Source organism: Kitasatospora sp. NPDC052868 (assembly GCF_044547105.1).
Taxonomy (GTDB): Bacteria; Actinomycetota; Actinomycetes; order Streptomycetales; family Streptomycetaceae; genus Kitasatospora.
On the sequence record NZ_JBITZW010000007.1, the window covers coordinates 1 to 14,328 of the forward strand.

At 75.1% G+C, this 14,328-nt stretch carries 10 protein-coding genes; 4 read left to right on the forward strand and 6 right to left on the reverse strand.

The window, feature by feature from the left end:
* Positions 1 to 317: 317 nt before the first annotated feature.
* The 3 genes from ACIGZJ_RS13885 to ACIGZJ_RS13895 all read right to left on the reverse strand — a co-directional run bounded on the left by ACIGZJ_RS13885 (position 318) and on the right by ACIGZJ_RS13895 (position 4,685).
* On the reverse strand, positions 318 to 3,047 hold the full coding sequence (locus ACIGZJ_RS13885; RefSeq protein WP_396457389.1) for a SpoIIE family protein phosphatase: 2,730 nt from the start codon (positions 3,045 to 3,047) through the stop codon (positions 318 to 320).
* 124 nt (positions 3,048 to 3,171) lie between these two features.
* Positions 3,172 to 3,900 (reverse strand): rhomboid-like protein, encoded by a 729-nt coding sequence (locus tag ACIGZJ_RS13890; RefSeq protein WP_396457390.1) that lies wholly within the window; start codon positions 3,898 to 3,900, stop codon positions 3,172 to 3,174.
* Positions 3,901 to 3,983: 83 nt separating this feature from the next.
* Positions 3,984 to 4,685, reverse strand: coding sequence for a DUF998 domain-containing protein (locus ACIGZJ_RS13895; protein ID WP_396457391.1), 702 nt, complete (start codon positions 4,683 to 4,685; stop codon positions 3,984 to 3,986).
* Between the two features lie 285 nt (positions 4,686 to 4,970).
* Here ACIGZJ_RS13895 and glsA point away from each other — a divergent pair, with 285 nt between their 5' ends.
* A complete protein-coding gene (gene glsA, locus ACIGZJ_RS13900; RefSeq protein ID WP_396457392.1) occupies positions 4,971 to 6,245 on the forward strand; it encodes a glutaminase A in 1,275 nt (424 codons plus the stop codon).
* Between the two features lie 249 nt (positions 6,246 to 6,494).
* The gene (locus ACIGZJ_RS13905; protein ID WP_396457657.1) at positions 6,495 to 9,158 is read left to right on the forward strand and encodes a GH92 family glycosyl hydrolase; all 2,664 of its coding nucleotides are present in this window, start codon (positions 6,495 to 6,497) and stop codon (positions 9,156 to 9,158) included.
* A gap of 37 nt (positions 9,159 to 9,195) precedes the next feature.
* On the opposite strand, the gene ACIGZJ_RS13910 is transcribed toward ACIGZJ_RS13905, so the two are convergent.
* The gene (locus ACIGZJ_RS13910) at positions 9,196 to 9,333 is read right to left on the reverse strand and encodes a hypothetical protein (RefSeq protein WP_396457393.1); all 138 of its coding nucleotides are present in this window, start codon (positions 9,331 to 9,333) and stop codon (positions 9,196 to 9,198) included.
* A 186-nt stretch (positions 9,334 to 9,519) separates the two neighbouring features.
* Here ACIGZJ_RS13910 and ACIGZJ_RS13915 point away from each other — a divergent pair, with 186 nt between their 5' ends.
* Positions 9,520 to 11,604 (forward strand): SpoIIE family protein phosphatase, encoded by a 2,085-nt coding sequence (locus ACIGZJ_RS13915; protein ID WP_396457394.1) that lies wholly within the window; start codon positions 9,520 to 9,522, stop codon positions 11,602 to 11,604.
* 150 nt (positions 11,605 to 11,754) lie between these two features.
* Positions 11,755 to 12,612, forward strand: coding sequence for an S-methyl-5'-thioadenosine phosphorylase (locus tag ACIGZJ_RS13920; RefSeq protein WP_396457395.1), 858 nt, complete (start codon positions 11,755 to 11,757; stop codon positions 12,610 to 12,612).
* Here ACIGZJ_RS13920 and ACIGZJ_RS13925 read toward each other — a convergent pair.
* Together ACIGZJ_RS13925 and ACIGZJ_RS13930 are read right to left on the reverse strand one after the other, a co-directional pair.
* Positions 12,578 to 13,033, reverse strand: coding sequence for a hypothetical protein (locus tag ACIGZJ_RS13925; RefSeq protein WP_396457396.1), 456 nt, complete (start codon positions 13,031 to 13,033; stop codon positions 12,578 to 12,580). The two genes, ACIGZJ_RS13920 and ACIGZJ_RS13925, sit on opposite strands and share 35 nt — an antisense overlap.
* The gene (locus ACIGZJ_RS13930; RefSeq protein WP_396457658.1) at positions 13,030 to 14,178 is read right to left on the reverse strand and encodes a molybdopterin-dependent oxidoreductase; all 1,149 of its coding nucleotides are present in this window, start codon (positions 14,176 to 14,178) and stop codon (positions 13,030 to 13,032) included. Before ACIGZJ_RS13930 ends, ACIGZJ_RS13925 begins: the two co-directional genes overlap by 4 nt.
* Positions 14,179 to 14,328: the final 150 nt, after the last annotated feature.

Sequence of the window (14,328 nt, forward strand, 5' to 3'; positions counted from 1 at the left end):
GGTTTGGGCACGTCAGGGTGCTGTTACCGCTGGTATGGATCAAGTAAATGGCATGATTTGAAGCCAAATGTCCGCTTTTTCAAGATCGAACCGGGCCTGAAAGTGGCCCGGGCCACAGCGGGAGTGCTGTGAGGCCGGGCACATCGTCGACAGCGCGTGACGGCCCCCCTGCCGCGCGTGCCGCAACGGCCTCGCGGCCGCCCGCTCCCGGGTGGCCCGCACCACAACCCCCACCCACCGTGGCCACGCCGGCACTCTCCGTGACCTCCGGCGCCCGTGGAGGCCCCCGGAACGGGCGGTGCGGGGGAAGGGGGGGCTCAGTCGAGCGAGCCGGTGGTGCCCTGGTCGGACCCCTGCTCGGCGGGGAGCGGCTGTTCCGCCCAGATGACCTTGCCCTGGCCGGTGTAGCGGGTGCCCCAGCGTTCGGTCAGCTGCGCCACCAGGAACAGTCCGCGGCCGCCCTCGTCGGTCGTCGCCGCGTACTTCAGGTGCGGGGAGGTGCTGCTGCCGTCGGCCACCTCGCAGATCAGGCTGCGGTCGCGCAGCAGCCGCACCCGCACCGGCGCGGAGCCGTAGCGGATGGCGTTGGTGACCAGTTCGCTGATCACCAGCTCCGTACCGAACGACAGGTCCGACAGGCCCCACCCGTCCAGCGTCGCCTGGCTCCACTCGCGAACCTCGGCCACACAGGCCGGATCGGGCTGGACGGTGCGTTCGGCGACGTGCTCGGCACCGAGCACCCGGGTCTTGGCGATCAGCAGCGCCACGTCGTCCTGGGGGCGGGCCGGCAGCAGGGCGTCGAGCACGGCCCGGCAGTGCTCCTCGGGCTGCCGCTCGCGGCGCGCGAGCACCTCCCGCAGGAGCTCCATGCCGACGTCGAAGTCCCGGGTGCGCTCCTCGACCAGCCCGTCGGTGTAAAGGACGATCTGGGTTCCCTCGGCGAGCTGCACCTGCGCCGTCTCGTACGGCATCCCGCCCGTTCCCAGCGGCGGGCCGATCGGCAGCTCGGGGAACGCGACGGTGCCGTCGGGCCCGACCAGGGCGGGCGGGGGGTGTCCCGCCCGGGCGATGGTGCAGAGCCGGGAGACCGGGTCGTAGATCGCGTAGAGGCAGGTGGCTCCGGTGACCCCGGCGCCGGGGCCCGGGCCGTCGTCGACCTCCTCCAGGTCGATGCGGTTCACCAGTTCGTCCAGGTAGCCGAGCACTTCGTCCGGCGCGAGGTCGAGGGCGGAGAAGTTGTGCACGGCGGTGCGCAGTCGGCCCATGGTGGCGGCGGCGTGCAGCCCGTGGCCGACGACGTCGCCCACGACCAGGGCGACCCGGCTGCCGGACAGCGGGATCACGTCGAACCAGTCGCCGCTCACTCCGGACTGTGCCGGCAGGTAGCGGTACGCGACGGTGAGGGCGCTCTGCTCGGGCAGGGCGCGCGGCAGCAGGCTGCGCTGCAGCGTCACGGCGGTGGTGTGCTCGCGGGTGTAGCGGCGGGCGTTGTCGATGCTGACCGCGGCCCGGGCGACGAGCTCCTCGGCCAGCGACCGGTCCTCGTCGTCGAACGGCTCGGGCTTCTGCGACCGCCAGAAGTTGGCGATGCCCAGGATGATGCCGCGCGCCTTCAGGGGCGTGGTGATCAGCGAGTGGACACCGAAATCGACGATCTCCCTGGTCCGCTCCGGGTCCTGCGCCTGCCAGCCGTGGGCGACGGACAGGTCGGGGACCACCTGCGACCGGCCGCTGTCGAAGCCCCGGGCCTGGGGGGTGGAGGGGATGAAGGCGATCAGCGTGCCGCGGGGGTAGAAGGGGTGGTCGTCGCGGATGCCGTGGACGGCCGCGCGGCGAAGGTCTCCGGTGCCGGTGGGCTCGTCGCCCTGGAGGACGGGGTCGGCGAGGTCGACGGTGACGAAGTCCGCGAAGGCGGGGACGGCGATCCGGGCCAGCTCCTCGGCCGTGCGCATGACGTCGAGCGTCGTGCCGATGCCGATGCCGGCCTCGTAGAGCAGTGCGAGGCGGTTGCCGGCCACCTCGGCCCGGCCGGCCAGCGCCTGCAGCTCGGTGGAGTCGCGGATCGTGGCGACCGTTCCCATCGCGCGGCCGTGCCGGTCCGTCGGCCGCTGGTTCACCGCGAGCAGCCGCCCGCCCGACCGGTGCACCTCGTCCGTGGCCGTCCTCCCCGACAGCAGGAGCTCCGCGGTGTCGGGATCGAGGTCCGGCAGTTCGCTCAGGTGCCGGCCGTCCGCGTCGGGCGGTAGCCTCAACAGCTCCTTCGCCTCGTCGTTGGCGAGGAGCAGCCGACCGTCCGGCGCGACGATGACCACGCCCTCCCGCACCGCGTGCAGGACGGCGTCGTGGTGCTCGTACACGCGGGTCATCTCGGTCGGCCCGAGGCCCCGGGTCTGGCGCTTCAGCCGCCGGAAGACCAGGGCCGTCCCGCCGGTGGCCACCGCGAGTGCGGCGGCGCCGGTCCCCAGGATGACGGGCAGCTGGCGGTCGCCGGCGGTGGCGACGTTCTTCACCTTGAGCCCGGCCGACACCAGGCCCACGACCGATCCGTCGGGGGCGGTGACGGGGACGACCGCCTGGACCTCCCGGCCGAGCGGACCGTGCACGCTCTCGGTGAGGATGTGTCCGGCCAGCGAGGGGCCGATGGTCCCGACGAACGGTTGGCCGATCCGGTCCGGCAGGGGGTGGGTGTACCGGATCCCCTGGGTGTTCATGACCACGATGAAGTCGACGCCGGCCTGCTGGCGCGCCTCCTCGGTCAGCGGTTGGAGCACGGCCGTCGGATCGGGCGACTTCAGCACCTCGGGCAGCCCGGGGGCGTGGGCGAACGCCACCGCGGCGGCCACCGACCTGGTCCGGGCCTCGCTCTCGCTGGAGTGACGCGACTCCAGGACCAGCGCCAGGATCGCGCCGAGGACGAGCAGCACCACGACCGCGACCTGCAACACGAACACCTGGCCGGCAACGCTCCGAGGGCTTCTGGTGAGACGGCTCTTCGCGATCGGCGACGGCTTCGATACGGTCCGGGATCGGTCGGCGTGTTCGACCATGCGTCCTTTCTAACACCGCCGCGATGGTGACCACGAAGCGTTGCGTCCCCGTGCCCGGGGCGGCGGGCACGGCCCCGGGAGGCACGGCGCCGACGCCGTGATCAGGACCGGGCCGGTGCCGGGTTCAGGACCGGGCCGGCGCGGGGCGGGCGGGCCGGCGGGCCACCGGCGGCAGGCCGAACCGGTGGGCGACCGCGATGGCCAGGCCCGCGACGAAGGCGAGCACATGGCCGACGGCGGACACCTCGCCGTCCCCGATCCCGGACAGCAGATCGGGGGCGGCCACCGCCAGCATCACCAGCCACACCGCCCGCGACCAGACCGGCCGGGCCCGGCCGATCGCCACCGTCAGCGCGGCCACCACGACGTAGGAGGGGCCGGTGTCCAGCACGTGCGCCTCGGCGGCCGGCAGCGAGCCGTGCTCGATGCGCCACCACACCAGCGCCTCCGTCAGCGCGGTCGCGGCCACATGCGCCAGGGCCAGCGCCGCCACCCCGCGGCGGGCGCCGAGCACCGACACCACCGCGACGACGGACAGCGCGAAGGCCGGCCACACCCACAGGGTGCTCTGCGGCACGAACACGGACACCGTCAGCGCCTCGACCGGGTGGCCGGACGGCCAGGGGCGCAGATTGTCGAGGTTGGTCGACGCCCACTCGCGCAGCGACAGCACCCGCTCGGGCGGCAGTAGCCGCAGGACCGGCCACATCACGGCGAGCGCGGCCGCGTACCAGGTGCCCGGGTTGCGCAGCAGGCGCCGCAGCCGCAGCCGCAGGCGTAGGCGCGACGAGGACGCTGGGGCCACCGGGCCGGACCGGGCCGCCGATGACGAGAGATCAGTACGCTCCGACACCCGCCGATGGTATGCCGCCGCCTCCGCCCCGCCGTCCGCGCCCCGGTACCGGAGGAGGGACGGGGGCGGGACAGGGCGGAGGGTCAGAGCTCGACGGCCGGAGCGGGCCCCGGCCCGCGCCTGGGCGTGAGGCCGGCCGCGACGGCCTCGCTCTTCACCAGCCACGCCACACCGAACGCGAAGACGGACACCGACTCGCCGACGTACATCAGGGTCAACGGCGAGTCCCAGGTGAGGTGGAGCAGGGCGCCGACCGCGACCACGACGACGCAGGCCACGATGACCCACCCGCAGACCAGGTACGCCCAGTCGGCGGCCGGCCGGTGCCCGTCCGAAGTCCGGGAGTCCGCGAACAGCCGGAGGCAGAAGTACGCGAGGACCCCGAACAGCCCTGCGGCGAAGCAGAGATGGAGAGTTCCGACGACGGTCTGCGCGGTGCTCGGGTGCGCGGTGACCGAGGCCGGGGGCTCGGTGGGGAAGAGCGCCACCAGGATGGCGAGGACGCCGGCCACCGAACTCAGCCGGTCCTCCCGGCGGTCGTGGCGGTAGCAGATCAGGAAGACCCCGATGGCACAGAGGCCACCCACGAAGACGTTGCGCATGGGGGTGTAGTACGACGCGCTCATCGAGGCGAGCAGCGTGATCCGGGCGGAGGTGAGGCTGTTGCCGACGGGCAGGACGATCGGCAGCAGGAAGCCCATGGCGCCGACGCCCAGGCGCAGGCGCCGTACGGTCGCCCCGTCCTGGGGCTGGTAGTTGGTGACGAAGACCGGTTGCTCGGGCATGATCGGCCCCCTCGGAACGTCCTGAGGATGGGCGGGCGCGGCCGGACGGGGCCGTGCACCAGGCGCGCTGGTCATCGTCGGTGTACCCGTGCGGCGGGCCCGGGAACCCCGCTCCCGCCTGGGCGTTGGCGCTTCTGACGGCGCGTCGGAGCGCCGGCTGCGCGCCGCCCGCGCCGGATCCGCTATAGCTTTGTCCTGATTCCGGTATTCCTGGTGGCCCGCCCCGCCGTGTTCCCGGGCGGCCCCGGCCCGGCTGCCCTGCCCCAAGGACGGAAGGAGACGGCGATGACCGACGTGGTCACCGAGGCCCTGGCCGACATCCACCGGCGGCTGGGCGCCCTGGACGAGGGCGAGCCGGCCGCCTACATCCCCGAGCTGGCCCGGGCCCGGCGCGAGGGCTTCGGGCTGGCGCTGGTCAGCATGGACGGCCACCGCTACCAGGCCGGCGACGCGGGGGAGCCGTTCACCCTGCAGTCGGTGTCCAAGCCCTTCGTCTACGCCCTCGCGCTGGCGGAGCTGGGCCTGGACGAGGTCGGCCGCCGGGTCGGCGCCGAGCCCAGCGGGGAGGCCTTCAACGCGATCAGCCTGGAGGAGGGCACCGGCCGCCCGTCCAACGCGATGATCAACGCCGGTGCGATCGCGACCACCGCCCTGGTGCCGGGGGCGGGCCCGGCGGAGCGGTTCGAGCGGATCCTCGCCGGCCTGAGCGCCTTCGCGGGGCGGCGCCTGGACGTGGACGAGGCCGTGTACGCCTCGGAGGCCGCGACCGGCGACCGCAACCGGGCGCTCGCGTACCTGATGCGCGGGGCCGGCTCGCTGGCCGGCGACCCGATCGCCGCCACCGACCTCTACTTCCGGCAGTGCGCCGTCCGGGCGACCACGGCCGACCTCGCGGTGATGGCGGCGACGCTGGGCAACGGCGGCGTCAACCCGGTCAGCGGCAGGCGGGTGGTCGGTGAGCGGGTCGCCGTGCAGGTCCTCTCGGTGATGGCGACCTGTGGCATGTACGACGCCTCCGGCGACTGGCTGCTGCGGGTGGGGCTGCCCGCGAAGAGCGGGGTGTCGGGCGGCCTGATCGCGGTCAGCCCGGCCCGGTTCGGGGCCGCCTGCTGGAGCCCGCCGCTGGACCGGGCCGGCAACCCCGTCCGGGGCACCGCCGCGCTGCGCGAGCTCTCGGAGCGGTTCGGCCTGCACCTGATGCTGCGCCCGGCCCCGGCGGCGCCGACCGTCGTCGGCGGGCCGTCGGCCGGGGCGGCCCCGCGCCGCGGCGCCTTCACGGTGGTGGCGGCGCAGGGGGCGCTGGACTTCACCGCCGCCGAGCGGGTGCTGTTCGAGCTGGAGACGGCGACCACCGGCCCGGTGCTGCTCGACCTCGGCCGGGTCACCGGGCTGGACGCCGTCGCCCAGGCGATGATCACCGCAACCCTGGCCCGGCTGGCCGCCGGGGGCCGCCGGGTGGCGTTGACCGGCGCGGCCTTCCCCGCACCGCCGGGCGCACCCTGGGAGCACTTCGGCGCGGACGGCGCCGCGCCCGGCGGGGCCCCTGAGGCGGCCTCCTAAGACGGCCTCCTGAGACGGCCTCCCGAGACGGCTCGCGGCGCCGGCCTCATCCGCCCCGCGTCGTCGGGCGCGCCCCTCCGGTCGACCACGTCCGCGCCGGTACCCTGCGTACGCGCCCCGCGCGACCTGCCGCGCGCCACGAGGCCGCCTCCACGGCCGATGTGACGGACCATCACCCCATGGCGGCCCACCCTGTTCCGCTCGAGAATCGCCTGCGCGGTCGGCGCCGCGCTGCTGGCCGCCGCAGGCCTGGCCGATGCCGCCGGCCCCGCGCACGCGGCCGCCGCCCCGCCCACCCGGTACGTCGACCCGTTCGTCGGCACCGACGACAGCACCGCCCCCGACCCGGTGCCGGGCGGGGCCGGCGGCAGCACCTACCCGGGCGCGGTCGTCCCCTTCGGCGGGGTGCAGTTCAGCCCGGACACCCCCACCGCCTCGCCGTCCGGCTACCGGTGGTCCGACAGCTCGGTGGAGTCCTTCAGCCTGACCCACTTCGACGGCGCCGGCTGCCCCAACAACGAGGACCTCCCGCTGCTCCCGGTGACCGGCGACCTCACCGCCTCCCCCGGCATCGCCTGGACGGACTACGCCTCCGGCTACGGCAAGGCCGAGGAGTCCGCCGCCCCCGGCCGGTACCGCACCAGGCTCGACCGGTACGCCACCGACGTCGAACTGACCGCCACCACCCGCACCGGCATGGGCCGGCTCACCTACCCCGCCACGGACACCGCCCGGCTGCTGATCGGCACCGGCCGCAGCGCGACCGGCGACCGGCCCGGCAGTCTGCGGATCGACGGCACCGAGGTGACCGGCAGCGTCACCGCCGGCGGCTTCTGCGGCTCGTCGAAGACCTACCCGATCTGGTTCGACCTGCGCTTCGACCGCGAGCCGACCGGCTTCGGCACCTGGTCGGGGGCGGCGCTGGCACCCGGTTCGGCGACCGCCTCGGGTACCGGCGCCGGCGGGTACCTCACCTTCGACACGACCGGCGGGCGCAGTGTCCGGTTCAAGGTCGGGCTCAGCTACGTCGGCGCCGAGGGCGCCCGGCGCAACCTCGACGCCGAGAACCCGGGCTGGGACTTCGACGCCGTCGCCGGGGCCGCGGACACCGCCTGGAACGAGGTGCTCGGCCGGGTGGCGGTGGCCGGCGGCGGGGAGGCCGAGCTGCGGAAGTTCTACACGGCGCTCTACCACGTGTTCCAGAGCCCGAACGTGTCCAGTGACGTCGGCGGTGACTACCGGGGCTTCGACGGGGCCGTGCACCACGCCGACCACCCGGTCTACCAGAACTACTCCGGCTGGGACGTCTACCGTTCCTGGGCGGCCCTGGTCGCCCTGCTCGCCCCGGCCGAGGCGAGCGACATCGCCCGGTCGATGGTGCTGGACGGGCAGCAGGGCGGACTGCTGCCCAAGTGGTCGCAGCAGACCGCCGAGGACTTCGTGATGAACGGCGACCCCGGCCCGATCGTGGTCGCCGGCCTGTACGCCTTCGGCGCAAGGGACTTCGACACCGCGGCCGCGCTCGCCCTGATGGAGAGGTCCTCGGCCGGGGGCACCAGCCAGGGCGGCCCGGTCCGCGGCCGGCAGTCCGCCTACACCCGGTTCGGGTACATCGCCGGGGATCCCTCCGACTCCCTGGAGTACTCCGCCTCCGACTTCGCGGTGGCGTGGTTCGCCCGGGCACTGGGGGACGAGGCCTCGTACCGCACCCACCTGACCAGGGCCGGCTGGTGGCGCAACACCTACGGCCGGGACGCCGGCTACGTGGAGCCCCGGGACGAGTCCGGCGTCTGGGCCTGGCCGCTGGACCCGGCGAGCGGCCGGGGCTTCACCGAGGGCAACGCGGCGCAGTACACCTGGATGGTCCCGTACGACTACGCCGGCCTGATCGACGCGATGGGCGGCCGGCACACCGCCGTCCAGCGGTTGGACCACCACTTCGGCGAGCTGAACGCCGGCCAGAGCCGGCCCCACTACTACATCGGCAACGAGCCGGAGCACGGCGTGCCCTGGGCGTACAACTTCGCCCGCCACCCGGCCGGGGCCGCGGACGCCGTCCGCCGGGTGGCGGCCGAGTCCTTCGGCACCGGACCGGGCGGCCTGCCGGGCAACGACGACCTCGGCGCCACCTCGGCCTGGTACGTCTGGGCGGCGCTCGGGATGTACCCGGTCACGCCGGGCGCCGACACCCTCGCCCTGCACGGACCGCTCTTCCCGGCGGTGTCGATCAGGCGCCCGGGCGGCGACATCGCCATCACCGCCACCGGCACCGGCCGCTACGTCCAGGGGCTGTCGGTCGACGGGGCGGCCACCACCCACAGCTACCTGCGCTACCCGGACCTCGCCGGCGGGGCGGCGCTGGAGTACACGATGGGCGGCGCACCCGGCGCCCGCTGGGGCACCGGCGCCGACGACGTGCCGCCCTCCTTCCCCGACGGCGCGGCCGCCCCCACCGCACCCGAGCGGGGCCCGGACCTCGCGCTCGGCGCCGCGGCCACCGGCTCCGCGCCCTGCCCCGGCGGCGGAGCCGCCGAGCGCGCCTTCGACGGTGCGCTCGGCAGCGCCGCCGGCTGGTGCTCGGCGGAGCCGGACCCCTGGCTGCGGGCCGACCTCGGCGCCGTCCGGACGGTCTCCGCCTTCGTGCTCGCCCACGCCGGCCTCGGCGGCGAGAGCACCGGCCGCAACACCGCCGCCTACCGGATCGACACCAGCACCGACGGCGTCGGGTGGACTCCGGCCGTCACCGCCACCGGCTCCCGGGCCAGCCGGACCGAGCACGCCGTCGCGCCCCGCCCGGCCCGGTACGTACGGCTGCGGGTCGACGCGACCGCCGACGCCCCGGCCGACGGCGCCCCGGAGCCGGCCCGGATCCAGGAGCTGGAGGTGTTCGGCGACGGTCCCGCAGCGCGCTGAGGTTCGCCCGGCCCGGTGTTGCGGAGGCGGGGGCCCCTCAGAACCGCCAGACCAGCGGCACCACCGTCAGCGTGACGACCAGGAACCAGCCCAGCACCGGCAGCCCGTACCGCCGGTAGTCCCCGAACCGGTAGTCGCCCGCGCCCATCACCATCATGTTCGCGGGGGTCGCCACCGGCGGCCCTCCGTCGCCGGGACGCACCGCCCGCCCGCGCGGTGCGTGCCCGAGGTCCGAGGACCGACCCCGGGGCCCGGCAGGCGGCGGTGCGCCAGCGACTCGTACCGGGCGGGCGTCCCCCCGCTCTGCCATGGTGGGGGAGGGATCACCACGGATCAGGTACGGCTGCCCGGAGGTTTCACGGTGCGGGACTCGGAGCGTGACGAGAGGGAGACCGCCCTGTTGGCGGCGCTGTTCGGCGGGGCGCCGCGTTGCTGGTACGTCCTCGACCGCGACCTGCGGCTGGTGCACCTCAACCGCGCCGCCCGCGCCGTGGGCTGCCTGCCCGGCGAGGAGGCCATCGGCCGGCGGCTCACCGACCTCGTCCCCGGGTTCCCCGCCGCCGAGCTGACGGGACTCGCCGGCGAGGTGCTCGCGACCGGCGTCCACCTGACGGGCCGACTGCTGCACGGCCACCCCGCGGCCGCCCCCGACCGCGCCCAGGTGCTCTCGCTGACCCTCTACCGCCTGGAGGACGGCGTCGCCGACGGCTCCCGGGTACCGCTCGGCGTGGCGGTCGCGGTCGAGGACGTCACCGCCCGGGAGGCCGCCGCCGAACGCCTCGCCGTCCTGCACGAGGCCCACCAGCGCATCGGCTCCACCCTGGACATCGCCACCACCGCCCAGGAGCTCGCCGACGTCACCGTGCCGCGCTTCGCCGACGCGACCACCGTCGACCTCCTCGACGAGGCCTGGCGGGCAGGCCCCGCCCACAGGGGCCCGGTCGCTCCCGACCACCCGCTGCGCCGCGCCGCCTACCGCACCCGCCACGGCGGCGAGGTCGCGGTACAGGTCGGCGGCCTCAGCACCTTCCCGTTCCCGACCCCGTTCACCCAGAGCCTCGCCGACGTCCGGCCGCGGCTGGTCAGCCGCCTGGACTACGGCGAGCGGTGGCTGGACGCCGACCCGGCCGTCACCGAACTCTGGCGGACCGCCGGCGTGCACTCGATGATGGCCGTCCCGTTCGTCGTCCACGACACCGTCCTCGGCCTGGCGGCCTACTACCGCTACGAACGGTCCGAGCCCTTCGACGAGGACGACCTGGAACTCGCCCGGGAGCTCACCGCCCGGGCCGCCCTCAGCCTGGACAAGGCCCGCAGCTACGCGCGCGAACGCACCGTCGCCACCGCCCTGCAGCGCTACCTGCTGCCCCGGCGCGCGCCGTCGGTCTCCGCGGTGGACGCCGCGCACCTCTACATAACGGGAGGCGCGGGCAGCGACTGGTACGACATCATCCAGCTCTCCGGCGCCAGGGTCGCGCTGGTCGTCGGCGACCTCGCCGGACGCGGCATCGAGGCCGCGGCCACCATGGGCCAGCTGCGCACCGCCGTCCGCACCCTGGCCGCGCTCGACCTGCCGCCCGACGAACTGCTGGAACGCCTGGACACCACCACCGTCCGCCTCGCGCAGGACGGCGCCCTGGTGCCCGGCGGCGGCGACCCGGACTCCGAGCTGATCGCCTCCTGCCTCGTCCTCACCTACGATCCGGTCTCCGGCCGGTGCACCGCCGCCCGGGCCGGCCACCCGCCGCCCCTGGTGCTCGACCCGGCCGGCCGGGTCGTCCCCTTCGAGGTGCCCGCCGGGCCTCACCTGGGGGTCGGCGGGGCCGGCTTCGACAGCGCCACCGTCGAACTGGACGAGGGCAGCGTCATCGCCCTCTACACCAACGGCCTGGTCTCGGACCGGGGCCGCGACAGCGACGCCTCACTGGCGGACCTGCGCGAGGTCCTCGCCCGGCAGCCCGGGCGCAGCCTCCAGGAGCTCTGCGACTCGGCGGTGTACGGCCTGGTGCCGGAGCGGCCCGACGACGACGCCGTGCTGCTGCTCGCCCGCACCCACCACCTGGCCGAGGAGAACGTCGCCTCCTGGACTTACCCCGACGACCTCGCGGTCGTCTCCCAGGCCCGCAGTGCGGCCCAACGCCAGCTCCTCGCCTGGGGGTTGGACGACCTGGTGTACAGCACCCAGGTCATCGTCAGCGAACTCGTCACCAACGCGATCCGCTACGGCAAGGGCGCCGTCCAACTGCGCATGATCCGGGACCGCACCCTGATCTGCGAGGTGTCCGACCAGACCCACACCGCCCCGCACCTGCGACAGGCCCGCAACACCGACGAGGGCGGCCGCGGCCTGTTCATCGTGATGCAGCTCAGCGCCCAGTGGGGGACCCGCTACCGCCGCGAGGGCAAGACCATCTGGGCCGAGCAACCGCTCCCGGAGCCGACCTGACGGTGCGGCCTGCTCCCCGGCGCGGCCGTGCAGGGAGCGGCAGGCCCGGGAGGGACGTTCGCGATTCGTAAGGCCTGGTGGGCCCGGTGCGGGGGCGGTCCGTTCCTACAGTGGCCGGGAGGTTGTTCCCGAGAAGAGAGGCGGACCGCGATGACGGTCGACCAGGACGTCCCGCCGAGTGCCGAGGTGGGGGTGATCGGCGGCTCCGGGCTCTACGAGCTGCTGGACGAGGTGACCGAGGTGCGGGTGGACACCCCGTACGGGCCGCCCAGCGACGCGCTGTTCGTGGGGGAGGCGGCCGGGCGGCGGGTGGCGTTCCTGCCCCGGCACGGGCGCGGCCACCGGCTTCCGCCGCACCGGATCAACTACCGGGCGAACCTGTGGGCGCTGCACACCCTGGGGGTGCGGCAGGTGCTGGCGCCGTGCGCGGTGGGCGGGCTGCGACCGGAGTACGGGCCGGGCACGCTGCTCGTCCCCGACCAGTTCGTCGACCGGACCTCCGGGCGCCCGCAGACCTTCTACGACGGCCTGCCGCTGCCGGACGGCACCGTGCCGGAGGTGGTGCACGTGTCGATGGCCGACCCGTACTGCCCGGCGGGGCGGCAGGTGGCGATGGGGGCCGCCCGGGAGGCCGCCTGGGAGCCGGTCGACGGCGGCACGCTGGTGGTGATCGAGGGCCCGCGCTTCTCCACCCGGGCCGAATCCCGCTGGTTCACCGCCAACGGCTGGTCGGTGGTCGGCATGACGGGCCACCCGGAGGCCGTTCTGGCCCGTGAACTCGGGCTCTGCTACGCCCCGTTGGCGCTGGTCACCGATCTCGACGCCGGAGTGGAGCGCGGCGGGGGCGTCACCCACGGCGAGGTGCTGAAGGAGTTCGCCCGCAACGTCGACCGGCTGCGCACCGTGCTGTTCAAGGCGCTGGAGCAGTTGCCGACGGTGCGCGAGTGCCCCTGCCCGCACGCCCTGGACGGGCTCACGACCGGTCTCCCGGGGGTGCCGGGCGCCTGACGGCCGCGTCCCCCTGCCGGGCGGATCGGGCCCGGCGCCGCCACCGACCGGCGAGCGCGACCAGCAGCGCGAGGCCGGCGGTGGCGGCCAGCACCAGCAGCCAGTTGCGCAGATAGGGCAGCGGCAGCACCGACGGGTTGCCGTGGTCGTCACCGGCGCGCAGGACGGCCGGCAGCCCGACGGCGGTGACGGCCGCCGCGACGACCAGCCAGCCGCGCAGCACCGGCCCGCGGACCAGGAACGCGCCCAGCAGGCACACCAGCGCCACCCACAGCCCGTCGTGGAGCACCAGGGCGCCGACCGCCCAGACCAGCACGTCCAGCGGCTCGGTGATGTACGGGTCGCCGAGCAGCCCGTACAGGCCGTAGCCGACCAGGGCGAGGCCGGCGGCCAGCAGCAGCGCGCGGACCGCGGCGGTCATCCGAGCACCTCGATGCGCTCGACCCACTTGGTCTGCAGGACACCGGGCCGGTTGGGCACGATGACGCGGGCCGGGAACCCGTGGTCCGCGGCCAGGACCTCGCCGTTGACCCGCAGGGCGAGCAGGCTGAGCGGGTCGTCGACGTACGGCGCGGGCATCTCCGTCACCCGGTACGGTCCCTCGGCCTCCAGGGAGGTGACCCGCACCGCCGATCCGGGCGGGGCTCCGGCGCGTCGCACCAGCTCGGCCACCCGGACCCCGGTCCACCGGGCGCCGGCGCTCCAGCCCTCCACGCAGGAGATGGGCAACTCCACCTCGTACTGCGGTAGTTCACCGAGTTCGGCGAGGGTGAGCTGGTACGGCCGCGGGCCGTCCACCCGGAGCCGCCAGTCGGCCGGCACGGTGAGCGTCCCGGCCTGGGCGGCGGTGCGGTTCACCGGCAGGCCCTGGGGGCCGAGGTCGGGGCGGCGCGGGGCCAGCAGGTCCAGGGGGCGCAGCCAGGGGACGGACTGTCCGGCGGTGACGAGGGTGACGGCGCCGGCGGCGGCGGTGGTGGCCAGGAGGAACGCCCGGCGCTCGGTTGGGGCCTGCCCCAGGACCGGAGCGGCCCGGCGCCACCAGTACGCGGCGATGAGCGGCGCCTTCACGGCCAGGTGCACCAGTAGGGCGCCGGTCGCCAGCCAGCCCAGCCAGAAGTGGGTCTGCCGGAACGGGAACGGCCACGGGTACCACTGCAGGGTGTTCAGCAGGCCGGTGAACAGCTCCAGCAGGACGGCCGCCACGAGCAGGGCGATGGCCAGCCGCTCCAGGGCGTGCAGCACGCTGCGCGCCGGCGGCCACTCGAACAGCCGGGGGTAGACCGCCCACAGCTTCGCGCCGGTCAGCGGGATCGCGGCCAGACCGGCGATCACGTGCAGGCCCTGGGTGAACCGGTAGCCGTTCACCGGTCGTGCGGGCAGGTGCGGGGCGAGCCAGCCGGGCGGGTCCTGGAGCAGATGACTGGTCAGGCCGGTCAGGAAGCAGACCACGACGGCCGCGCCCAGCCAGCGGCCGAGGACGACCACGGTCCGCGGCTCGTGCAGCGGCGAGCTGAACGCACCCTCGCGGAAGGGCCCGCGCCGCAGGAGGGCCGGGGGAGCGGGCAGCGGCGGGTCGTAGCGGCGGCGGGCGGTCGGGGCGCCGGAGTCGGCGGGGTCGGATTCCACCCGTCCATCGAAGCGCCCCGGGGTGCCCGAGCGGTGTTCCGGCGTGCTTACGGAATCCGAACGGCGGGCTCGCCGCCGGGGCCGGGGAGG